The organism is Pricia mediterranea (assembly GCF_032248455.1).
GTDB lineage: Bacteria > Bacteroidota > Bacteroidia > Flavobacteriales > Flavobacteriaceae > Pricia > Pricia mediterranea.
In genome coordinates, this window is sequence record NZ_JAVTTP010000001.1 from 13,639 (window position 1) to 38,215 (window position 24,577).

Consider the following 24,577-nt stretch of genomic DNA (forward strand, 5'->3'; position numbering starts at 1 on the left):
GTCCCACCACTGTAGATAGGGCCGTGTCAAATAAATTCAAAATTTTAAAAAAAGTAATTGTATGCTATAGGCCTGAAGGTTTTATTAACGTTTTGTTAGGGTCAAATATAGAAAAAAATAAATGACCTGAGAAAAAAATTGTGCGATCTGGTTGTCCTGTACGTACATACGGGAATGTGGGCCGGATGGTTCATCGAATCCTCACCGGCCACTTTTTGACCTTTAAAGCACATCTCATGCTATGTTCAAGTTGTATCTTTGCAAAATGAACAACGGTACACCTGCATTACAAGACGTAAATCCGAAAGAGAACATTATAATCAAGGGGGCGAACCTGCACAATCTAAAGAATATCGATGTTGTTATTCCAAGGAACAGGCTGGTGGTCATCACGGGACTCTCCGGGTCGGGAAAATCCAGTTTGGCCTTCGACACCCTCTATGCCGAGGGTCAACGGCGCTATGTGGAAAGTCTTTCCGCATACGCCCGACAGTTCCTGGGAAAGCTCGATAAGCCGAAGGTAGATTATATAAAAGGGATAGCCCCCGCCATTGCCATAGAACAGAAGGTAAATTCCACCAATCCCCGTTCGACGGTAGGTACCACGACCGAAATCTACGATTACCTCAAGTTGTTGTATGCGAGAATCGGGAGAACTTTTTCGCCGATTTCAGGCAAGGAGGTCAAGAAGCACCGGGTCAGTGATGTCATCGATTACATCAGAACCTTTGATGAGGGGACCAAACTTTTATTACTGGCCCCATTGCATATCGATGAAAAACGCGATACCCTGAAATCCCTACAATTATTGTCCAAACAAGGTTATGCGCGTATCAAATTCAACGGGGAGGTCATACGGATCGACGCCGCCCCGGAGGATATCGGACGGGAATTCGACCTCGTGGTCGATCGGGTAATCACAAAGGATGACGAGGATTTCCTCAACCGGCTGGCCAATGCCGTCGATACCGCGTTTTTCGAGGGAAAGGGCGAATTGACCATCGAAGAACTATCCACCGGAAACAGAAAGCTCTTTAGTAATAAGTTCGAGTTGGACGGGATGGAGTTTTTGGAACCCAACGTACACCTGTTCAGCTTTAACAACCCTTATGGAGCCTGCCCCAAATGTGAAGGCTACGGGGATGTGATCGGCATCGATGAAGATCTCGTGGTACCCAACACGGCATTGTCCGTTTACGAGAATGCGATTTTTGCCTGGCGGGGCGAAAGCATGGGATGGTACCGCGACCAGTTGGTCAATTCCGCCTATAAATTCGATTTTCCCATTCACAAGCCCTGGTTCGAACTCTCCGAAGACCAACGGCAATTGGTATGGGACGGGAACGCTCATTTTATCGGCCTGAACAAATTCTTCACGCAGCTCGAAGAAAAAAGCTATAAGATCCAGAACCGGGTGATGCTTTCGCGCTATCGCGGCAAGACCCGTTGCAGCCTCTGTAAAGGAAAGCGTCTGCGCAAGGAGACCGATTACGTAAAAGTGGACGGTAAAAGTATTTCGGACCTGGTCGGACTACCGATCAAGCGGTTGATCGGCTTTTTTGAGGAAATAAAATTGAATGATCACGATGCCCATATCGCCGCCCGACTTTTAAAGGAAATCAATACCCGATTGGGATTTTTGGATAAAGTGGGATTGGGATACCTCACTCTCAACCGAAAATCCAACAGCCTTTCGGGTGGGGAGAGCCAGCGTATCAACCTCGCCACTTCCTTGGGCAGTAGCTTAGTAGGAAGCATGTATATTTTAGATGAGCCCAGTATCGGCTTACATCCGAAGGATACCGAAAACCTGATCGAGGTGCTAAAATCGCTGCGTGATCTAGGTAATACCGTCATCGTGGTCGAACACGATGAAGATATCATGAAGGCCGCGGACGAGGTCATCGACATCGGTCCCGAGGCCGGTACGCACGGGGGCGAAGTGGTGGCCTACGGCCCATTGAACGACATTTTAAAATCAAATTCCCTTACCGCGGAGTACCTCAACGGAAGTTTGGAAATTCCGGTCCCCAAGAAACGGCGAACCTCGAAAAACTACGTTACCATCAAGGGGGCCCGCGCGCATAACCTGAAAAATATTGATGTGACCTTTCCCTTGAATATGCTTACCGTGGTGACCGGGGTATCCGGAAGTGGCAAAAGCACTTTGGTCAAAAAGCTGCTTTATCCCATTATACTTAAAGAAACTGGCGGTTATGGGGAAAAGGCGGGACAGTACGCGACCGTAGAGGGACAATACAAATCTATCAAGCATGTGGAATTTGTGGACCAGAACCCCATCGGACGCTCATCCCGGTCCAATCCGGTGACCTACATCAAAGCGTATGACGACATTCGCAGTCTGTTCGCCTCACAGAAGTTGAGCAAGATACGCGGCTATCAGGCCAAACACTTTTCGTTCAATGTCGATGGCGGCCGTTGTGAAAAGTGTAAGGGCGAAGGAGAAATCACCGTAGAGATGCAGTTTATGGCCGATGTACATCTGGAATGCGATACCTGTGGCGGCAAACGCTTTAAGAAAGAGGTGTTGGAAGTTAAATTCGAGGAGGCCAATATCGACGATGTGCTCAATATGACCATTGACGATGCCATCACCTTTTTCGCTCGGCATAAAGAGGACAGGATTGTAACCAAGCTCCAACCCTTGCAGGATGTCGGGCTGGGCTATGTTACCTTGGGGCAGTCTTCCTCTACTCTATCCGGAGGTGAGGCACAACGCATCAAATTGGCCTCTTTTTTGGTCAAGGGCACCTCTAAGGACAAAGTGCTTTTTATTTTCGACGAGCCCACTACGGGCCTGCATTTCCACGACATCAAAAAACTGTTGAAGTCCTTCGATGCGCTAATTGGTAAAGGACACTCCGTCATTGTCATCGAACACAATATCGAACTCATCAAATGCGCCGACTACCTTATTGATCTCGGCCCCTGCGGCGGGGAAGAAGGGGGACAACTATTGGTTGAAGGTACCCCCGAAGAAGTCGCCAGAAGCAAAACATCGTTCACGGCGGGATATTTGAAGGAAAAATTATAAGAGATTTGCTTAAATGGGACTATCGAGTTCCCTGAAAAATGGACTCCCATACACACCACTAACCTAGTTTGAATAACTGACAATCGGAACATAGAAAATGTTCGAGATGTCCGTTCGAGTACTTCGGCTGCGCTCAGCACGGGCATACAGTCGAGAACTTTTCGATCCGTTCCAACTAGGTCTCGACCGAGCCTGTCTCGAGCGGGGTCGAGAGGCTCGACCTGACATTTTGCCGAGAAAGCAACATCTTTGGTGAGCAACAACCTTACCTTTAAAGTTCTTAAGTAATGCCCAAACTGGAAATAACCGTATTGAAGCGCTGCCACCCCGTTAAAGTAATATAACTTCCTACTTGAAACCGTTGCCAGTTAGTTTTTCGAGATAGTCCGATTGCCGTAGGCCAGCGGGTCGAACATGGAATTATGAAAGAAATAAGCTTCTGCAATCATAAAAAAATGGAGGCCTAACGACCGCCATTTATTAATAGTTTAGTTTTGAGATTTCTCTTACTGCTCAGCAGCGTTGGTATCTTCATCCGTGTTGGGAAGCAGCACATCGGTAATGCCGTGAATAATACCATTGGCCGCCTGAATGTTCGCCAGCTGCGGAATAATATTAGAATTGGAAACTCCGGAGCCATCAGTAATATCGACCACATTTCCAGCCTTCGAAAATGTTAGGCTATCGCCCTGAAGGGTGGCGGGGGACTCCAAGCCATCCGTAATATCGGAAAAAAGAATGTTGTTTTCCGTAATTACGTGATACTGCAAGACCGCGGTCAATTCATCCCCGGAAGGCAGCTCCCCCAAAGCGGTAAACGCTTCATTGATCGGTGCGAAAACCGTGAAGGGTGCTGGTGCCAAATTACTGGGGGTCTCTAAAATGGTTTCGAAATCAGGTTGACCGTCCGCATCTAGAGCATCCTCTAAACTTTCAAAGGCTGGGTCGGCTTCGAGAAAGGTGGCGACGGTAGGCAGGTCGATTACATCGTCTACCATATGCACTACCCCATTAGAGGCCCCAATGTTCGTTCCATTTTGGATTATTTCGGCATCATCATTAAATTCAATATTGTCGTCGGCTTCATAAAAAATATTCAATTTAGCATCCGGGTCATCGTTCAGCGTGGCATCGGCGAGGGTATAGGTGTACCCGGCACGACTGGCCAGGAAATCTACCGAAGAAAAGCGTCCTCTGATTACATGGTTGAGCAGTAGTTGTTTTAAAGCCTCGACGGGGACATCGTTCAATCCGGCATACCCGTTATCGGAAAGAAAATCGTCAAACGCTTCGTTGGTCGGGGCCAATACCGTGAAGGGTCCATCACCTTGTAGGGTAGTGACCAATTCCGCTCGTTGTAAGGCCGCGGCCAAATTTTCCAATTGGGGTTCGCCCGTGGCCAATTCTACAATATTCTCATCGGAATCGGGAATCGGGTCCACGTAGTTGTCATCATTGTTACAGGATACAAACCCCAGTGCCAGAAACGCCATAAGAATTAGTCCGTTTAAACTTAAATCCATTTTCATTGCTATAATTTTAATTTTGAATTTATGCAAAGGCTAAATCACTATCTCTAATCGCCTATGCTATTTTTCTCAAACATATTTAAAGTGGGTAACACCCTTGAGTCTCATCGCTAAAAATCTTGACGGATATGCTGATGGCAAATCAGTACATCGTGGGGAGTCATATCTACCACAACACGAGAACCCCTTCCTCAGTCTAACCGAACGGACCGACTGGGTCTTAAAACAGCTTCACTGTAGTGTCTTAAATATTTATTCATCAAAAAAATATTTACAATAAACTGATTTTCAATTATCTATAAAACGAACCCCCTTTTTGGCACGTTGTTTGTTTTATTAAAGGCGAACGTAACTAATTGCGCTCGGAACCGGTTTGCCGGTAGGCAGGCACAAAACCTTGAATCATGAAAAACCTGATCCTCTTTTTATCCGTACTCTTTGTAGGTACCTCGGGTGCTTTCGCCAAAGCTTTGGATACCCCTGAGAATTTGGAAAGCCGCGCCTATCGTTACGACGATTCTTTCATTTTTGTTGAAGATGGTATTACATTTTCGGTATATCCGGACGGGGAATTCGATTTCTATATTGAAAATCAGGTGAGCGGTCGACGCCACGGCATTACGTTCAATTCAGGATACAACTACAATCCCTATGTCCAGTACGACGACTACGGAGCTGTTATTCAAGTGGAAAACGTTCCTGTTTTTTATGACCATTACGGCCGGGTGGTACAAATTGGGGATGTGGATATCGACTACCGCCGCAATCGCGTTCGTCGCGTAGGTGGAATGCACGTCTATTATAACCGTAGGGGATTCTACGATTACCATACCGGATACATCAACGTGTTCAACAGACATTACCTGTACCGACCCTTTCACGCCTTTTTCGCCAGACCGGCCGTGGAACTATGCCTGGTGTACAATCGCCCCTACAGAAGATATTATAGCCCGGTACGGTATACCTACTACAGTCCCTATCACTATAACACCCGAAGGGCCTATGCGAAAATCGGACGCCCACACCGTTACAGCAAGGTGCGCAGTGAACGTTCGCGAATCTATAGGAACGATCGACGGGTAGCGGTGCGCGACAATGCAGTGCGCAGCAATCGAAGCGTGGCCAAACAAAACTCAAGCGCAAGAGGAGCCGGAAGTAACCGCTCGATTGCCAAACGTAACGATGCCATAAGAACGGACCGTGGCCGAAGTAACCAAAGCTACAACCGTACCCAACGGGCGACTGTGGACCGATCGGCGCCACAGGCGACCTCAAGAAACAGAAGTGGTGTTTCGACCCGAAGCTCCTCATCGCGAAAAGCAATCAAGGCTCCTTCAAGTGGCAGAAGTAGTGTCGCAAAAAGAAGTTCCACCGTAAAAAGCCTTAGCAAAGCTCCAATTAGAAGTCGAAACAGGGCTACGGAAAGGAGTTCCGTTTCCAGACGTGCGAGCAAAGCGCCCTCGCGAAGTAAAAGCATGATTTCTTCCAAAAGTACTTCCTCAAGGAGAAGTGTGGGCAAAGCACCATCTAGAAATAGAAGTAGCATTGCAAAAAGAAGCTCCGCTTCCAGGAGCGTAAGCAAAGCTCCGTCGAGGAGCAGAAGCAATGTGTCATCAAGAAGCACGTCTTCAAGCAGAAGTATAAGCAAAGCTCCGTCACGAAGCAGTAGAAATTCCACGGCTCGAACTTCATCCAGCCGAAGTTCGAGAAAATATTGAGAGAATGGGGATACCGTTGATGCCGCTTTTTGAAGATTTATCAATCCTTTGTTTTAAATCTTACCGTCCTATGTCGGTTTAGGTTTTCAAACGGATAAGAGCTCATAGTTTTTAGGTTGGTTAGTTGTTTTCCCCCGAAGCGGATCCGTTCGCTTCGGGGGTTTTTTCAATCCTAACGATTATTGCGAAACTTTTTTCACCTTGACTACGATGGACTTGCTAATGGGCGTTTTGCTCTTGTCCGCAAAATGGTTATACGGCACCAGCACGTTGGTCTCGGGAAAATACGCCGCCAAATCTCCCTTGGGAATATTGTAGGGAACGACCTTAAAGTTCCGTGCCGTTCTAAGCGTATCGTCGTAATTGCTTTGGATGTTCACGACATCGAGTTTTTTTAGGTCGTGGGCATCCATATCCTTTTGGTTCATGAAGAGTACCCTTCTTTCGTTATAGACGCCGCGGTACCGGTCATCGAGTCCGTAAATGGTAGTATTGAACTGGTCGTGGGAACGGATGGTCATCAACACAAACTCATCATTCCCTAGGGTATGGCCGGGCAAGGCATTCGAGGTCAGCTGCGCCCTGCCGTTCGGCAACATGCTGAAATCCAGGTCGCGCACGTTGTTCGGCAGATAGTATCCGACACCTTTGGAGCGCTCAGCGGTCTTATTAAAGCCCTTGGCGACCTTGTCGATACTTTCACGGATCAAGGCATAGTCCTCTCCCATCGCCTTCCAAGGTACGGGATGCTTTCCTTCGAAATAGATATCCGCCAATTCGCCGATCAGTTCCGGCTCACTTTTAATGTTGTCGGACGCGGGTTTTAACAATCCCCGGGATTGTCGTACTCGTCCCATACTGTCCTCCATGGTCTGATAGCGCAGGTGACCGTTTTTCATATCCTTTTCCGAACGGCCGTAGGTGGGCAGCATCAAGGCGGACGCCCCCGTGACAAGATGGGTACGGTTCAGTTTGGTACTGATCTGTACCGTCAAATCGCAGTTCTGCAGCGCCACGGCCGTATATTCCGTATCGGAGGCGGCCATCAGAAAATTGCCCCCCAAGCAGACGAACACCTTGGCCTTGCCCTGGTGCATGGCCTTCATCGCTCCGACGGTGTCAACGCCCTCGTCGTCCGGCGGGGTGAAGCCCAAATGTTCTTCGATACGTTTGTTCATCGCCGCGTCTACAAAATGTTGGATGCCCACGCTACGGTCTCCCTGCACATTGCTATGGCCGCGAACGGGACAGGTACCGGCACCTGGCTTGCCGAGGGCTCCTTTTAGCAGCAGCAGATTAATATATTCCCGAATGGTCTCCACCGCGTTTTTGTGCTGGGTAAGCCCCATGGCCCAGCAGACTACGACTTTGGAGTTTTGGGCCAGCAACAAGGCCGTGTTCTCGATGTCTTTCGCATCGACCCCGCATTGATTTAAAAGTTCCTTTTCATCATAGGTGGCGATATCGGCCATCAATTGGTCGTATCCATCGACATACCTATCCAAAAAATCGTGGTCGAATACGTTTGCGTTGGCCTCGTCAAGCGCAGCCAACTTTTTGATCAGAAGTTTGACCAGGGGAATGTCCTGATTGATTCGGACTTGAAGGTGGATATCCGCCATGGCCTCTCCCCCACCAATCCATCCCTTTATTTTTTGGGGATCTTTAAAATTGACGAGTCCCGTTTCTTCCAAAGGATTGATGCTGATGACCTTACCGCCGTTTTGCTTGCACTTTGCCAAGGCGGACAACATTCTGGGATGGTTCGTACCGGGATTTTGTCCCGCTACGATAACCACCTCAGCTTCATAGAGGTCCTCCAGTTTGACCGACCCCTTGCCGATTCCCAAGGTTTCACCCAGGGCCACACCGCTGGATTCGTGGCACATGTTCGAACAGTCCGGCATGTTATTGGTACCGACGGCGCGGGCGAACATCCCGTAGAGATAGGCCGCCTCGTTACTCGAGCGTCCCGAGGTATAGAAAATAGCTTCGTCGGGCGAGTCCAGCTTATGCAGGTTTTCGCAAATCAGGGCGTAGGCGTCGGCCCAGGAAATCGGTTCGTAGTGAAGGCTTCCGGGTCGGAGCACCAAAGGCTCCGTCAGGCGTCCGAATTTGTTCAGCTGGTAGTCGGTAAGGCGGGAGAGATCTTCGACGGAATTTTCGGCAAAAAACTCCGCCCCGATATGCTCGGTCGTTGCCTCGTCGGCAAGGGCCTTGGCGCCGTTTTCACAGTATTCGGCGATGGGAGAGGGATTTTCGGGATTGGGCCAGGCACAGCTGGGACAATCGAAGCCGCCTTCCTGGTTCATATCGAGCAGGGCCCGCATGGAACGGGCGACCCCCATTTCCCGGAAACCGTGTTTAAGGGTTTCGCGAACACCCAATATACCAGCGGCATTTTGCAGGGGTTCCTTAAGCTCAAAATTATCCGAAAATTCTTGGGACCCGTGCAGGGAAACCTTCCTTTTAAAGTCGTTGTCCATGGTTGCATGCCTTAAATGCGATAAGCATCCCAAGTTAGCACTTGGTAGGATGAAATACAACTATTCAGTTTGAGGATGTTGGTATGTATTGGAATGAAGAAATCCGCTTTCCGGTCTTGCTCAATCCAATCACTTGCCGATAAAGCGGGACAGCACCCCAATGACATCCTCCGAAATTCTGAACCTATAAAGAAGCCCCACGTACAGGGCACTGATCAGGCTACCTTTGATGGCGATGTTCAGAATAGGATGGAACGGAAAATCCAAAAGATAAAAAACCAGCCCAATTCCGATTAGCAGCGCGGAAATTTTTAATGTTTCGGAGGTAAAGGGTTGCATGCCAAATTTGGATTTGACATAGGCCAATTTAATGGTGTTATAGATGAAAAAGGCGGAAAAACTGGCGATAGCGGCACCATCGAGTCCGAATTCGGGAATTAGCCACAGGTTAAAAATGATTGTCATAGTGGCCAGCAGCACCCCAAAAATGAGGATAGCGCGGTAATAGTCGGAATTGTAGAGGATGGAATTATTGTTTCCCAAAAGCGCGTCATACATTTTGGCCAATCCCAACCAAACGAAGATAACAAAGCCGTTTCGATACGCTTCGGGAAGCAGTTCGTAGAGGTCGTCGAGATTCACTAAAATAAGGATGAACAGCAGTCCCGATACGATAAACAGGGTCAACGAACTGCGTTGGTACAAGTCTTTCAGCCCCTTCTTGTTTTTATTGTTCAAGAGTTCGGCCGTCAAGGGATAGGTAATCTGGTGCATCGATCGCGAGGGCACGGCGATGACCATGGCGATAAATCCGGCCACGCTGTAATAGGCGACGTTCTCGATCTCGATGAATTGGTTGATCATCACCTTATCGATTTCCAACAGTACTATCGCGGCGGAGCCTCCCAAGATAATCAAGGAGGAGTACACCAGAATATTCCGGATATTTTTCGGGAAATCAAAGTCCAATCGCGGTCTACGAATACTGAAGGCGTATCCGGCCATAATGAGCATGCGCAGAAAATAAATGCCTGCAGCAATGGGGATAAAGGCCGTTACGGATATAAAGTCGAAATAAAGCAAGAACAACAGCAGGGTGACCCCGACCCTCGAAAAAACCTCTTTCATGAAATTACCGAAAACGGAGCGCATACTGACGCGGGCCCACGCATAAAATACCTCGAAATATGCCATGGCCGTCCCGATCCAGAAAATGGGCCAAATATAATCCTTGACGATCGGGTTTTCTTGGGATAAAAAGTTACCGATAGCCTCATGGCCCAAAAAGAAAAGCGCCGCAATGGGAACAACCAGGACCAAGGGAAGCAACAGCATCAGGGTCATAAAACCGTCCGTTGTTTTCGTATCTGAAAAGCTGCTGTAGAATTTTATTAGGGTATTTGGTACCCCAAAGGCCAAAATGGGCATAAGTACCATAGCCGCGGAGAGCACCACATTGACCAATCCGAAATACGCCTCGGACATAAAATTGGTGTACAGGAACAGCACGTTGACCGCCCCCACCCCGAAGCCGAGGTAAGTGACGATGGTATTGTTCAGTGATTGTTTGAATACGACACCCATTTTTGTATAGTCGTTAGTTCTTAGTCGTTAGACGTTAGTTGTTGGTTGTTGGTTGTCGGTTGTCGGTTTGACCTTTGAACGGTTGTTAGTCTTTAATCGTTAGTTTGTGTTTGGTTGGCGGTTGGTGGCCTCCCTTTGTGCATTTCAAGTTTCATTTTTCACTTTTCATTTCCCCCTAATACATCGTCAGTTGCTGAGTTCTTACTTAATACTCAATACTAAGTACTCAATACTATATTGGCCAGCTGTTCGGTCAAGGCCTTGCGGCTGTATTTTTCTATATTTTCTGACTTTGATTCTAAATTTTCCTTTTTAAAAGCGGCATACCAATTTAGTATCGTTTTCTTTAGTTCAACGTGTCCCTGATGGTCGAAGACGGCCCCGGCCCCGGTCTCGTTCAAAATCTTTCCAGCTTCCCAATTTTTGGGTCCCAATGCCAAAATCGGCCGTTGGGCGGCCATGTACTCAAAAAGCTTTCCGGGAATGATGCCTTTGGTTTCCTCGGAGTCGATCTCCACCAAAAGCAGAACCTGTGACCGCTGTTGCCGTCGCTGGGCCTCGGCATGGGAACCATAACCGCGCATCTTAATGTAAGGACCAAGTTCGAAGCGGTATAGGCTGTCCATCACGGCCTTGCTCACCACGCCCATAAATTCCAGTTGCAGGTCGGACCGGAAGACAGCGTCTTCGGAAGCAATTTGGGAAAGAACCTTCCAAAGGTTCTTGGGATTCCTGCCTGTCAACAGGGAGCCGATATGGGAGATGGTAAATTCTTTGTCCAAATCCGCCCCCCCTTCGTATTCGGAATCATGACCATTAGTGATAACGCTGATCGGTCGCTGTGTCATTTGTTGGAATTCCCGTCGGGTAGCCGGACTGGTCACGATTATCCGATCGGCCTCGTTCAATACCGAACGTTCCATCTCCTTGTGCTTTTTTCGCGAGGATTTCGTCAGTTTCAATTTTTTATGATACCCGATTGAAGTCCACGGATCCCGAAAATCCGCCAGCCAGCGTACTCCTTTTTCCGCTTTCAGGCGCTGCCCGATCAAATGGACGCTATGTGGCGGTCCGGTAGTAATGACGGTGTCAATGGTCGCCCGCCCAAGGCCGGAATTCGCACTTGTCCTGTCCGCATGCGCCCCATCCAACACCTCCGATAAGAATTTCACGGAAGGCTTTACCCAATATTTTCGAGCGTCGGGGATAAAGAAGTTACCCCTGACCCACAGCATCGCTTTTTCTAAGGCGGACTGATTCTTCGTCTGAATGATGCCCGAACTGATACGCTTGGTTTTTTTTGAGGATAGCAGCTTGGCCAGGCCATAGGGCTCGAACAAAGGCCGGCGGTATAGGGTCAGGTCTTTGGGAATTTCCTGTTCGAGGGAAGCGTCCTCTATTGGATAATGAGGATTCTCGGGCACATAGACCACCGGCTCTACCCCGAAATCCCTCAAATACTTCACGAATTTCAACCATCGCTGCACCCCGGGTCCTCCCGCAGGTGGCCAGTAGTACGTGATGATGAGGACTTTTTTCATGATACCGGTTGGTTAATTGGGCACTGACGGCCGCCAGAACATTTTAGCTTTCAGGGTTTAAAGTCCAAGTGTGCCGAAGAGACATTTAAAGTTTAAAGCTGTCTTAAGGTTACCGAAACCACCTTGAACTTTAGCCAGCTGATTTAGCAGCGATCGAACTTTGAACCCTGCGTTGGGGGAAGCTCTTTTCATCATGGAAACCACAAGCGAGCAATCATTTGTACTATGTCTTCTCTTCTCCGCGGGAACGGTAAAACTTAAACCATACCCCTCCCAAAAGTATTAATATGAACACAATCGAACTGGCCAATGTAATCTTGCTTCCGATCTTGATGACTTCGGGTTCGAACTTGAATTCTATGGTATGTTCGCCCGCGGGTACTTCAAGGGCCCGTAAGGTGTAATCGACCCGAAAATGGTCCTTCTTCCGCCCGTCGATGTAGGCGTTCCATCCGTTGGCATAGTACATTTCCGAAAAAACGGCTACCCCTTTTTGGGTGTTATTCGAGGTGTAAATCAAGTGATTGGGGGCATACTCCGTCAATTCAATAGTAGCTAGGGAATCCACCTTAAAATTAGTATCGGAAACCCCTTTGAGCATCTCGGGGGTGATCACTGCGACAGATTTTGCCCGTAAGGTATCTAAAGCTTGGATTTCGGCATCCGCGTTATCGACCTCGACCAAATTTTCTACAAACCAGGCGTTTCCGTTGGCTGCCGGATTGACGGCGGGATACGATTGGCCGTTTTCATCCTGCTGCACCACATATTTGACGTTGAGCATGTTGAGCACGCCCATATTGCCTTTATAGATATGGAAGTCGAACAGATCCTGCAAGCGCCCGGGTTTTGCCGCATGGTAGCCACCGATGGACTGATGGTAATACGACATGCGGGCACCGTTGATGCCCTCCTGCGGGTCGTAAACCCTAAAAATGCCATCATCCTTTTTGATCTGTTGATCCATTGCCGTTTCCGGAAAGGGCTGCAGCATTTGGCGTTTGGATACAAAGTTGTCGTTATTCACATAGCGTCTATCCACTCCCACTAAATCCGCAACGACTAGGATGCCAATTGCGAAGAGCGCCAGATTGGTTTTCAGCTTATCCTTTAGAAAAAACCACAAGGCCAGCGCCGCCAAGAATACATAGATCAGCGAACGAAAGAGGTCGGCATTGTAAACCGCTTTCCGGTCCGCCTGTATCAGCGAAACCAGCTCGTCACCGTAATTCTTTATCAAGAAGGCCTCGTTGGGGCCTTCAAAACTGAACATCCCTTTGAACAGAAATAGCGCTGCGATCAGCCCGATAACGATAAAAAAGGAAGTTTTTAATCCCTTGATCTTTTCCACCTTATCTACAGATGCCCCGAACATTTCACGAAGCGCCAACACGGCCAGGATGGGGGCGCAGAGCTCAAGTACGACTTGTGCCGAGGATACCGCCCGAAATTTGTCGTAAAGCGGGAAGTAATCGATCATGAAGTCCGTCAAGATGCTGAAATTCTTCCCCCAAGAAAGAAAAAGGGACAGCAAGGTGCCACTCAGAAGCCACCATTTCGCCCTGCCCTTGACCATAACGAGACCCAAAATGAAAAGAAAGAAAACAATGGCCCCGATGTACGCCGGACCTGAAGTGCCAGGCTGGTCGGCCCAATAGAGGGGCAATCCGCTCGAAAAGCTCAGCGCCTGGGAACGGGAAATACCTTGGTCGATCAAAAAATCATAGCTTTTGGAGTTATCTCCCAAATTCTCGCTACTCGATCCTCCGAAGAGCCGCGGTACAAAGAGATCAAGGGACTCCACAATACCGTAGCTCCACTGGGTGATATATTCCCTTTCGAGCCCCCCTGAGTTTGTCTTGGCCGAGCCATCCGGCTCAATGCCTAGTTCCGATTTGCCGCGAGTACTCCAGTCCGCATACTCCTTGGTGGCCATTAACGAAGTTGTATTGGCGGCAATCCCTAACGCTACCGCGAGAACCAAGATTCCCACCGATTTAAAATATCCTTTCAAGGCACCCCTGCGAAACGCATCCACCAAATAGACCACCCCCAAGGCCAGCACTAAGAACATAAAGTAGTAGGTCATCTGATAGTGGTTCGCCCTGACCTCCAAAGCCATGGCTACAGCGGTCAATAAAAATCCCCATAAATAGATGTTGCGAAAAACGAGTAAGATACCCCCCAGAAGCAAAGGCAGATAGGCTAAAGCATGCGCTTTGGCATTGTGCCCTACCCCAAGAATGATAATGAGATAAGTGGAAAATCCGAAAGCCAGCGCCCCGATAACGGCCAACCGAAAATCGACCTTCATACAACAGAGCAAGATGTAAAATCCTATAAAATAGAGGAAGAGATAATCTGCCGGACGTGGGAGAAATCGGATAAAAAGGTCTAATTCCTTCACATAATCATGGGGATAATATGCACCCAATTGATAGGTCGGCATGCCTCCGAAGGCAGAGTTCGTCCAGTAGGGTTCTTCGCCCGTTTTCTTCCGGAAATCGACCTGTTCCTTGGCCATCCCCGTAAACTGGATGATGTCGGATTGTTCGATGACCTTCCCCTGAAGTACTGGCGAAAAATAGGCCAGGGCGGCAATGACAAAGAAAACGATTACAAAAAAATGGATGAAAAAAGCGGTTAACCTTCCCTTGTTCATAAATCTAAGATAATACATCCTAAAGGTAGAAAAGGTTACACTTGAATCTTCCGGTATCAATGCAAGGGCATCTTGAAACTACCTCCTACTGCCAAGCAGCAAAGGATTCATTTTAGAAAGGCAAAACTAATCAATTTCCTCAAAGTCGATATAGTCACCGACCTGATCGGAGGAATCGTTCTTGGAAGTTTTCTTGGAACGGGATTTTTTATCGATGATGACATCGCCGACACGCTCTTCGGTATGCGGATTTTGCTGGGCGAAATCCCCGAATTTCTCCCGAAAATGCTGCTCTGTCTTTTTGGCGGCGTATCCGAAAATCTTGGGGGCAAACATTTTAACCAGTATCTTCAATCCATAATAAATCAGCAGGATTACAAGAATTGTCTTTAAAAACACCATATTGTTAGGAATGAATATATCAAAAATACGATTCTTACGTTGTATTGGTAGGATCGAAACGCTAAAATAATGGTAAAAACGGAATCAACAGGCAGTTGCTCCTGCAACTCATCCTATTTCAATAATTTCACCAAGTCCTTCATCCCATGAAAAATCTTTTCTATCTCGTCGCATTCGCCCTACCTCTAACAGGTCTTGCCCAATATACCGACGTCATCAATTCGAACCGACCGGGACTGTCCGTCAGTGCCTACGCGGTGGGCACCAACGTAATTCAAATGGAAGCGGGACTCTTTTACGAACAGAGCGACCACGAGCTTTTGAACACCGAAAGCGACATCTGGGGCACCGATATTTCCCTGCGCTACGGATTGCTGTTCGAACAACTGGAATTGAACTACGAGGGCAGTTACCAAAACCAAAATATTAGCCTGATAGGTACGGACGTTTCCGAGAATTTGACGGATTTCTCCAGAAATCGAATCGGACTTAAGTATCTGATCTACGATCGCTACAAATCGGAGGAGCGTAGCAAGCCCAACCTGTACAGCTGGCGGGCTAACAATGTGTTTCAGCTGAAGAACCTGATTCCCTCCGTTTCCATTTACGGCGGGGCTACGTTCAACATGGGAGATAATCCCTTTTATGTGGGTGACCCTGCCGTATCGTATCGCGGCATGGTCGCGACGCAGAGCAAACTTACACCGCGGTTTGTGCTGATCACCAATATCGCCTACGACCGGATCAGCACGGATTTTCCAGAACTCAGTTATCTGGTTTCCCTGTCGCACGCTTTCGGCAATCCGAAATGGAGCGCCTTTTTAGAGAACCAAGGCATTCAGAGCGACCGGTATTCCGATGTGCTGCTCCGGGGCGGAGTCGCCCATCTCTTGACCGACGACCTGCAGGTAGATCTTAACCTCGGAGCGAGTTTCAAGAATACGCCGACCCGGATTTTTGTAACCGCCGGAGCTTCATATCGCTTTGACCTCCATGTCGATAAAATCAAGGCCATCGATGAGCAGAGCGCCGATGCCAATGGTGGGGCCATCAAGAAAAACGCTATGAAGAAGAAAGATAGAAAAGAGAACAAAGAGTAGGGACGCTGCCGGGCCGGAGGGTACCCATCTGAAACTTCTTAATAAGTGTTCCGGATAATGGGACAGGCGGGGACCAAGAAGAGGTAAAATAGGAGTGCTACCATTTGGGATACCGTGTCCTAATTTAACTTGAATCATCCTCTTTAAGTTTTCCAGAGAGTCAATAAAACGTCCATCGAAATTTCTTTCTTTAAAATCAATCCAAAACAGTAAAAAGGGCACCAAAAACCTTCGTACAATCGACAATTATACCTAATATTGACTCCACAAATTGCGATAAATGGTCACCCTTAAAGAAGCTACCTCCAAATCGGATATAAAGGAATTTGTTAAATTTCCCTTTTCGCTCTACAAGGGTTCGACCTATTGGGTACCCCCGTTGATCACCGATGAGATGGATACTTTCGACAAAGAGAAGAATCCCGCTTTCAAGACAGCACGCATGTGGCTCTATTTGGCCTATAAAAACGATAAAATCGTAGGCCGGGTGGCGGCCATCATCAATACGTTAGAAGTCGAACAACAGAACATTAAGAAAATGCGGTTCGGGTGGTGTGATTTTATCGATGATACCGAGGTTTCGGAAACCTTGATCGATAAGGTTAAGGAATTGGCGGAATCCGAGAATATGGACCATGTCGAGGGGCCTTTGGGCTTTTCGAACCTCGACAAGGTGGGCGTTCTCACAGAGGGCTTCAAAACCTTGGGCACCATGGTAACCTGGTACAACCATCCATATTACCAATCGCATTACGAGCGTCTGGGATTTCAAAAGGAAAAGGAGTATGTAGAAAATACCATGCCCACGGCAAAAGCAGACCCCTCCTTTTTTTACCGCATCAACGAACTGGTCAAAAAAAGGTACTCCTTACGAGAGGTCAATGTAAAAAACAAAAAAGAGCTATTAGAATACGTGGACCCGATGTTCGACCTGTTAGATTTGACGTATAGTGGCTTGGCCTCATACGCCCCGATTTCAGAGGAGCAACGGGAATACATCAAGAATCGCTTTATGGGCTTTGTGGATCCCGAGTTTATCAAGTTTGTAGTGGACAAAGACGATAACCTTGTGGCCTTCGCAGTAGTTTTGCCCTCATTCGCGGAAGCCATGCAGAAAGCCAAGGGCAAACTTTTTCCGTTCGGATGGTACCATTTAATGCAAGCGCGTAAGAGCTGCGAACGGGCCATTTTTTATTTGATCGGCGTGCATCCTGACTATCAGAATAAAGGGGTTACGGCGATTATCTTCAATCAATACCACAAAACCTTCACGAAGCGAGGGGTAAAAACCGGAATCCGAACCCCAGAACTAAGTGACAATCTCGCCGCACGGCAAATCTGGAAGCACGTGCAGCCGACCGTGCACAAGAGAAGGTGTACGTACCGCCTTGATGTTTAAGTTTTCAGGTTCAGATGGGAACAGCGCTCGATATGACATTCGACTGCGCTCGATGCGACCTACTATTGTTATTCTCCCATCGCGGCCGCAACGGCAGCGGACAATTTCTTATAGGTACCATTTTCCAACCGGTCGCGAATAGCGGAGAAAGCATCTAAAGTCTCTTCGATATCCTGCATGGTGTGGGTAGCGGTGGGAATCATCCGTAGTAGAATCAATCCTTTAGGTATTACCGGATAAACGACTATAGAACAGAATATGCCGTGGTTTTCCCTCAAATCCTTTACCAACGCCATGGCTTCGGGTATGCTTCCGTTCAGATATACAGGGGTGACACAGGTATTGGTGTCACCAATATTAAAGCCACGGTCTTTGAGGCCGTTCTGCAATGCGTTGACATTTTCCCACAATTTAGCTTTCATTTCAGGTCGGGTACGCAACATATCCAACCTTTTGAGCGCGCCCTTTACGTAGATCATGGGAAGGGACTTAGCGAACATTTGCGAACGTAGGTTGTATTTTAGGTAATCAATGATTTCTTGGTCCGCTGCCAAAAAAGCGCCGATACCGGCCATGGACTTGGCGAAGGTGGCAAAATAGACGTCGATACCGTCCTGTACACCCTGCTCCTCCCCTGCCCCGGCCCCTGTTTTTCCGAGGGTACCGAATCCGTGGGCATCGTCGACGAAAAGACGGAACGTATATTTTTCCTTGAGCGCAATTATCTCTTTTAGTTTGCCTTGCTCCCCGCGCATTCCGAAGACCCCTTCAGAAATCACGAGTATCCCTCCTCCGGACTGCTCCGCCAGTTTGCTGGCTCTTTCGAGGTTTTTCTCCAAACTGTCCATGTCATTATGGACGAAAGTAAAGCGTTTTCCCATATGGAGTCTCACCCCATCTATAATACAGGCATGTGAGTCCACATCATATACTATAATGTCGTCTTTGGAAACGAGGGCATCGATTGCGGACACCATACCTTGATAACCGAAATTCAGCAGGTAGGCAGCTTCTTTGTCCACGAACTCCGCCAGCTCCCGTTCCAATTGCTCGTGAAAGTCGGTATGGCCGCTCATCATCCTAGCACCCATGGGATAGGCGGCCCCATATTCCGCAGCGACCTCTCCATCGACTTTCTTTATTTCCGGAAGATTGGCCATCCCCAAGTAATCGTTGATGCTCCAGGTAATGACTTCCTTGCCCTGAAATTTCATACGGTTGGACAAAGCACCTTCAAGTTTGGGAAATACAAAATATCCTTCCGCCTGTGACGCCCATTTGCCCAAGGGGCCTTTATTTTCCAGTATTCTATCAAATAGATCTTGCATGCGATTCGCTTTGGTATATTGCAAAAGTATGATTTTAAGGGGAATAATTGAGTAATAATTATCCCCAAAAAAAGGTAGTATTGTTAATAAGCGCTGCCGATGAATCCCTATACCTTGTAGGAATTTAACCGGCAAAAAAATTACGGGAATGGGAATTAGGTCGCTATCCTATCCCTTGACATATTGTATCTCTTGGGTCTCCCCGACGGATTCATTAGTGAGAAAACCCTGATTCTCCATCCATTGGTCGCTGTAAATTTTGCTCATGTAGCGCGATCCGTGATCGGGAAAGATGACCACCACGTTATCGTCCTCGCCGAATTCGCCGCGTTCGTTCAATTGCTTAATGGCCTGCATTGCGGCACCGCTGGTGTACCCGGCAAAAATACCTTCCGTATGTGCTATTTCTCGAGCGGTGTGTGCGCTCTCGGAATCCGTCACCTTGATAAATTCATCGATCAGGTCGAAGTCCGTTGCTCCTGGAATCAGGTTTTTTCCCAGTCCCTCAATGCGGTACGGATATACTTCCTTGGCGTCGAACTTCCCGGTTTCGTGGTACTTCTTCAAGACCGAGCCATAGGCATCCACCCCGATAACCTTTATTTTCGTCCCTGATTTCTTGGCCTGTTCCTTTAGATACTTAGACGTGCCCGAAATCGTGCCGCCGGTGCCACTACAAGCTACCAAATGCGTTATCTGCCCCTTGGTCTGTTCCCAGATTTCAGGTCCGGTATTCGCGTAATGCGCATCAATATTAAGCTCATTGAAATACTGGTTGATATAAATCGATCCTTCGGTCTCTTCGTGCAGCCGTTTGGCCACCTCATAGTAAGATCGCGGATCTTCAGCGCTTACGTGTGCGGGACAGACATAGACGGTAGCTCCCATAGAGCGGAGCATGTCTATTTTGTCTTTTGAGGATTTGGAGCTCACGGCCAGAATACAATCATAGCCTTTTATGATACTTACCATGGCAATACTGAAACCGGTGTTGCCTGAAGTAGTCTCGATGATAGTACTGCCTTCGGTGAGGATGCCCTTGCGCTCCGCCGCTTCGATAATATGCATCGCAATACGGTCTTTCGAGGAATGGCCGGGATTGAAGGCTTCGACCTTGGCAAAGAAATTACCGGGAAAGCTTTTGGTCAGTTTATCGATTTTAACTAGGGGAGTATTTCCTATGAGCTCTAGAATATTATTATAAGCATTTATCTTTTGTGCCATATAGCTTATTTGATTTCGGTGTCCCTAGCAAATCCTTATGCCGTGGAATGCGCCAATTTCTTGGCAAAATTACTAATTATTTCGCAAAGCCTCCTTCGGAAATGCAAAAAATGGCATCCTGAACCGTTGCTGGGCGCAGTGGACTGTGCATCGATTGTTGCCGGCCCTCTGTTCACCTTTCGGTAATCCGCAAGCGCAATATCCCATTCACTACGCTATTTTAGAACTTCGCAGTTACGCTGGACTTAGAAAGGTGCGCAAAATACGGTTCACAATTCACCTAAAGCCAACACTGAGGGCAGCCATAAGGTTCTGTTTTAACGCTGTCGATTATTTCTTTCCTGGAACGGCATCAACACCAATCTATAAAAATGCAATCGCACAATTCAAAACAGACCCTAAATTTTTCCCTCCAAATCTAGCAGAAAGGCATACTCCTTGGCTACCTCTTTCAATGCTTCAAATCGGCCGGAAGCCCCACCGTGCCCGGCATCCATATTGATATCGAACAGCAATTGATGGTTATCGGTCTTTACCTCTCGCAGTTTGGCCACCCATTTGGCCGGCTCAAAATATTGGACCTGGGAATCGTGCAGTCCCGTTGTCACGAGCATGTTCGGATAGGCCTGCGCCTTGACCTGGTCGTAGGGCGAGTACGACTTCATGTAGTCATACGATTCTTTTTCATTGGGATTGCCCCATTCGTCGTATTCCCCCGTGGTGAGGGGGATTGAATCGTCGAGCATCGTGGTCACGACATCGACAAAAGGTACCGCGGCGATTACCCCATTATAAAGTTCCGGTGCCATGTTGACTACCGCCCCCATCAACAAGCCACCCGCGGAACCGCCCATGGCATAAAGGTGACCGGGACTGGTATAGCCCTCGGAAATCAGATATTTGGAGGAGTCCACAAAATCGGTAAAGGAATTTTTCTTTTTGAGCAGTTTACCGTCCTCGTACCAAGGTCGGCCAAGGTACTGTCCCCCGCGAATATGGGCGAGGGCGTAAACGAAGCCCCGGTCTAAAAGGCTCAGGCGTACGCTGGAAAAATAAGGGTCAATTGTCGCCCCGTACGAACCGTAGGCATATTGCAGAATCGGCGTGTTTTCATCCAATTTTGTATCCTTGTGATAAACAATCGATAAGGGTACCTTCACCCCGTCGCGTGCCGTGGCCCAAACCCTTATTTCCACATAATTGTCCTTATCAAAATTGCCACCAAGTACTTCCTGCTCCTTTTTTACCTCCTTTTCCTTCGTGCGCATGTTGAAATCGACAACAGAAGTGGGCGTGGTCATTGAAGTATAGACATAGCGTAAGGTCTCGGTATCGAAATCGGGATTTCGGCTTACCCCAGCGGTAAAGGTTTCACTGTCAAAGGGTAAATAATAACTATCCGAACCATCCCATCGGACAACCTTAATTTTGTTGAGTCCCATTTCACGTTCAGAAAGCACGTAATACTCCTTAAAGATATCGATATCCTCTAAAAGTACTTCCTCCCGATGGGGAATGAACTCCTCCCAATGCTGTGCAGCCGTTTGGTCTTCCCCGACACGCATTAATTTAAAGTTGGTCGCCCCGTCTTTATTGGTGAGTACGTAGAAATGGTCGTCATAATGGGCAATACTGTATTCGACACCCCTAGTTCTGGGGGAAAACATTTTGAGGGCCGCATCGGGCTTGTCCGCCCGCAGTATCTGGTATTCCGAGGTCAGGGTGCTTACCGAGCCGATCACAATATATTTTTTTGACTTGGTTTTGTACACAAAGGTGCGGAACGTATCGTCTTTTTCCTCGAAGACCAACTCGTCGTCTTTGGAAGGGGTACCCAATTTGTGCTTATAAATTTTATCGGAACGTAGCGTAACAGGATCTTTCTTGCTGTAGAACAGGGTTTTGTTGTCATCGGCCCAAACGGAACCGCCGGTCGTGTTCTCGATCTTATCGTCGTATATTTCCCCGGTCCACAAATTTTTTATTTGAATGTGGTACTGTCGGCGGGAAACGGTATCGACGCCAAAAGCGGCCATGGTGTTATCGGGACTCACAGCGATACCTCCGATACTGAAGTAGTCGTGCCCCTCGGCCATTTCGTTCCCGTTGAACATAATCTCTTCCTCGGCATCCAAAGTTCTCTTTTTTCGGGAATAGATCGGATATTCCTTACCGGTCTCGTAGCGGGATATGTACCAGTACCCGTTCTTTTTGTAGGGTACGGAAGAATCATCCTCCTTGATACGGGATTTCATTTCGTGAAAAAGCGAATCCTGAAAAGCCCTTGTGTGGGCAGTCAGCGCATTGTAGTACGCATTTTCGGCTTCCAGATACGCTATCACCTCGGGATTTTCCCTATCTTTCATCCAATAGTAATCATCGACCCTAACATCGCCGTGCTTCTCCAGTTTTTCGGGAATTTTTTTGGCTACGGGAGTGGTAACTTCTTCCATATCTCTTTCTTGACTATAATTTGAGATCGCAAATGTAAGGCATAGCGTCAGAAGGACATTTCTTTTAAAGGGATGTTTCATATGCAAGGGGATGTTTTAGTTTAGGGTATTATTGGACGTAAATGGCGACAATGGCCCTGCATTGACCAAATGGCCAGCTCAATCGCTTACCGGTATTAGGATGGTCTCGGCACCCTTTACAGCACACCTTCTACAACAATCTTTCTGCACCGGACGGATAGTGGCGGGCCGATAGCGCAAATCCTGCGACAATTTAGTAATTTTGGAAACGCAAATTTTTAAAAATTACAATTATGTTCGGAGATATGATGGGAATGATGGGAAAACTCAAGGAGACCCAAGAAAAAGTGACCGCTACCAAAAAACGGTTGGATACGGTACTGCTGGATGAAAAGTCCGCCGAGGACGCTGTGCAGGTCACGATAACCGCCAACCGGGAAATCAAGAAGATTGAAATAGACGACAGTCTTTTAGAGGATAAGGACCAGTTGGAAGACTACCTGATCCTGACCCTCAATAAAGCCATTGAAAAAGCGACCCAGGTCAACGAAACCGAACTGGCCGCCGTGGCCAAGGAAGGCATGCCCAACATTCCCGGAATGGACGCGCTTCTTGGGAAATAACTATTACCGTTCGTAACCCCATAGTTTTTATCGATAGTTTCCTTACTTTTATCCGCTGAAACATCGAACTATGACCATCACCCAATTGCACTACGTACTGGCCGTTGCAGAATATCAAAATTTTACTTTAGCCGCCGAAAAATGTTTTGTGACCCAGCCGACTTTGAGCATGCAAGTGCAGAAGTTGGAAGATGAGTTGGATATTTTGATTTTCGACCGTGGCAAAAAGCCTATCGGTGTTACCCAGGTCGGTAGAAAAATCGTCGCCCAAGCAAGAAATATCGTCAATGAGGCCAACCGGATTCAAGACGTCGTCGATCAGGAAAAAGGATACGTCGGCGGCGATTTTACACTTGGCATAATCCCTACGGTCATGCCAACCCTGCTTCCGATGTTCCTAAAAACGTTCATCACCAAATACCCCAAGGTAAACCTGATTATTAAGGAACAGCATACCGAAAGTCTGATACAGAACCTTAGAGATGGCCATCTAGATGCTGGCATTGCCGCGACGCCTCTTGAAATCGAAAATCTCAGGGAACGCCCCCTCTATTACGAACCATTTGTGGGCTATGTGCCCGATAACCATCGTTTAGCGAAGCATGATAATATAACCCCCGAAGACCTGGACATCAACGATATATTACTTTTGAGGGACGGCCACTGTTTTCGTGAAGGGATTATCAATCTCTGCGAGGCTTCCGAAAATTTTGAAGATTCGAACTTTAGACTACAAAGCGGCAGTTTTGAGACCTTGGTCAACCTTGCTGACGAGGGCCTTGGCATGACGCTTTTGCCCTTTTTGCACACTTTGGAACTCGAAGGGGGAAAGAAGAAGAACCTGCGCCATTTCAAAAAGCCTTCGCCCGCCCGCGAGGTGAGCCTTATTCATCACAAGAGCGAACTGAAAATTCAGATTACCGAGGCCATGAAAGATGTAATCGCCGGAATCGTAAGGGGTGCGATCGCATTTCAGGATGTGAAGATTGTCAGTCCCCTAGGAAAGAGATAAGAATGGCCCCTCTAATTTCGAAGGGCCGGTGATTAAACTTTTATGTAAAGAAGACTTTGCTGTAGCTCCGGCTTGTCGGTAATAAACTGTTGCAACCAGTTTTTAAGTTCTTCGATTTCCTCCGGAAGCAATCTTGAAATCGCTTTTTTCAGTTCCTTATAAAAAAGCTGTGTATCGAAACTGACTTTTTTGAGTACTGTCTTGGTGTACTCAAGCATGCTGTTAGCCATATCCAAAAATGTTTAAGAGATTAGTCGTTTATGCCGCTTTGGTCCGTATAAAGTTAAACAAAAAAGTCTTATCCATGTTGTGAGGCAGTAGTTAAATGTTTATCAAGATCATGTTAAAGACGCACTTCATGGGCCGCCATAAGGGAAGTCACCGGAGATTCAATATCAATTTAAAATTCATGTCAATGGTAAGACTATCTTTAAAATATG

16 protein-coding genes are annotated in these 24,577 nt (G+C 47.6%); 6 read left to right on the forward strand and 10 right to left on the reverse strand.

Annotated features, from left to right (window positions below):
• Positions 1-241: 241 nt before the first annotated feature.
• A complete protein-coding gene (gene uvrA / locus RQM65_RS00085; RefSeq protein WP_314011835.1) occupies positions 242-3,055 on the forward strand; it encodes an excinuclease ABC subunit UvrA in 2,814 nt (937 codons plus the stop codon).
• 506 nt (positions 3,056-3,561) lie between these two features.
• Here the strand turns inward: uvrA and RQM65_RS00090 are convergent.
• A complete protein-coding gene (locus RQM65_RS00090) occupies positions 3,562-4,578 on the reverse strand; it encodes a fasciclin domain-containing protein (RefSeq protein WP_314011837.1) in 1,017 nt (338 codons plus the stop codon).
• A 410-nt stretch (positions 4,579-4,988) separates the two neighbouring features.
• On the opposite strand from RQM65_RS00090, the gene RQM65_RS00095 reads away from it, so the two are divergent.
• A complete protein-coding gene (locus tag RQM65_RS00095; protein WP_314011839.1) occupies positions 4,989-6,302 on the forward strand; it encodes a hypothetical protein in 1,314 nt (437 codons plus the stop codon).
• A gap of 179 nt (positions 6,303-6,481) precedes the next feature.
• Here RQM65_RS00095 and RQM65_RS00100 read toward each other — a convergent pair whose 3' ends face one another.
• The 5 genes from RQM65_RS00100 to RQM65_RS00120 all read right to left on the reverse strand — a co-directional run bounded on the left by RQM65_RS00100 (position 6,482) and on the right by RQM65_RS00120 (position 14,977).
• A complete protein-coding gene (locus RQM65_RS00100; protein WP_314011841.1) occupies positions 6,482-8,788 on the reverse strand; it encodes an FdhF/YdeP family oxidoreductase in 2,307 nt (768 codons plus the stop codon).
• 129 nt (positions 8,789-8,917) lie between these two features.
• Positions 8,918-10,372, reverse strand: coding sequence for a lipopolysaccharide biosynthesis protein (locus RQM65_RS00105; RefSeq protein WP_314011842.1), 1,455 nt, complete (start codon positions 10,370-10,372; stop codon positions 8,918-8,920).
• Between the two features lie 218 nt (positions 10,373-10,590).
• Positions 10,591-11,913, reverse strand: a complete 1,323-nt coding sequence (locus RQM65_RS00110) for a glycosyltransferase (protein ID WP_314011844.1) — start codon at positions 11,911-11,913, stop codon at positions 10,591-10,593.
• A 223-nt stretch (positions 11,914-12,136) separates the two neighbouring features.
• The gene (locus RQM65_RS00115) at positions 12,137-14,575 is read right to left on the reverse strand and encodes a YfhO family protein (protein ID WP_314011845.1); all 2,439 of its coding nucleotides are present in this window, start codon (positions 14,573-14,575) and stop codon (positions 12,137-12,139) included.
• A 126-nt stretch (positions 14,576-14,701) separates the two neighbouring features.
• Positions 14,702-14,977 (reverse strand): DUF4834 family protein, encoded by a 276-nt coding sequence (locus RQM65_RS00120; protein ID WP_314011847.1) that lies wholly within the window; start codon positions 14,975-14,977, stop codon positions 14,702-14,704.
• A gap of 146 nt (positions 14,978-15,123) precedes the next feature.
• Between RQM65_RS00120 and RQM65_RS00125 the strand changes: the two genes are divergently transcribed.
• Together RQM65_RS00125 and RQM65_RS00130 are read left to right on the forward strand one after the other, a co-directional pair.
• On the forward strand, positions 15,124-16,077 hold the full coding sequence (locus RQM65_RS00125; protein WP_314011848.1) for a transporter: 954 nt from the start codon (positions 15,124-15,126) through the stop codon (positions 16,075-16,077).
• Positions 16,078-16,357: 280 nt separating this feature from the next.
• Positions 16,358-17,476 (forward strand): GNAT family N-acetyltransferase, encoded by a 1,119-nt coding sequence (locus tag RQM65_RS00130; protein WP_314011849.1) that lies wholly within the window; start codon positions 16,358-16,360, stop codon positions 17,474-17,476.
• 68 nt (positions 17,477-17,544) lie between these two features.
• On the opposite strand, the gene capB is transcribed toward RQM65_RS00130, so the two are convergent.
• From capB to RQM65_RS00145, 3 genes are all read right to left on the reverse strand, one after another.
• On the reverse strand, positions 17,545-18,804 hold the full coding sequence (capB, locus tag RQM65_RS00135) for a cysteate-C-fatty acyltransferase (protein WP_314011850.1): 1,260 nt from the start codon (positions 18,802-18,804) through the stop codon (positions 17,545-17,547).
• Positions 18,805-18,972: 168 nt separating this feature from the next.
• On the reverse strand, positions 18,973-20,028 hold the full coding sequence (gene capA / locus RQM65_RS00140) for a cysteate synthase (protein ID WP_314011851.1): 1,056 nt from the start codon (positions 20,026-20,028) through the stop codon (positions 18,973-18,975).
• A gap of 398 nt (positions 20,029-20,426) precedes the next feature.
• Positions 20,427-22,481 (reverse strand): S9 family peptidase, encoded by a 2,055-nt coding sequence (locus tag RQM65_RS00145; protein ID WP_314011853.1) that lies wholly within the window; start codon positions 22,479-22,481, stop codon positions 20,427-20,429.
• Between the two features lie 314 nt (positions 22,482-22,795).
• Between RQM65_RS00145 and RQM65_RS00150 the strand changes: the two genes are divergently transcribed.
• Together RQM65_RS00150 and RQM65_RS00155 are read left to right on the forward strand one after the other, a co-directional pair.
• Entirely contained in the window at positions 22,796-23,125 is a 330-nt protein-coding gene (locus RQM65_RS00150; RefSeq protein WP_314011855.1) for a YbaB/EbfC family nucleoid-associated protein, read from the forward strand.
• A 70-nt stretch (positions 23,126-23,195) separates the two neighbouring features.
• Positions 23,196-24,137, forward strand: coding sequence for a hydrogen peroxide-inducible genes activator (locus RQM65_RS00155; protein ID WP_314011857.1), 942 nt, complete (start codon positions 23,196-23,198; stop codon positions 24,135-24,137).
• Positions 24,138-24,169: 32 nt separating this feature from the next.
• On the opposite strand, the gene RQM65_RS00160 is transcribed toward RQM65_RS00155, so the two are convergent.
• Positions 24,170-24,367: a hypothetical protein gene (locus RQM65_RS00160; protein WP_314011859.1), complete on the reverse strand. Its 198-nt coding sequence runs from the start codon at positions 24,365-24,367 to the stop codon at positions 24,170-24,172.
• Between the last annotated feature and the right edge of the window lie 210 nt (positions 24,368-24,577).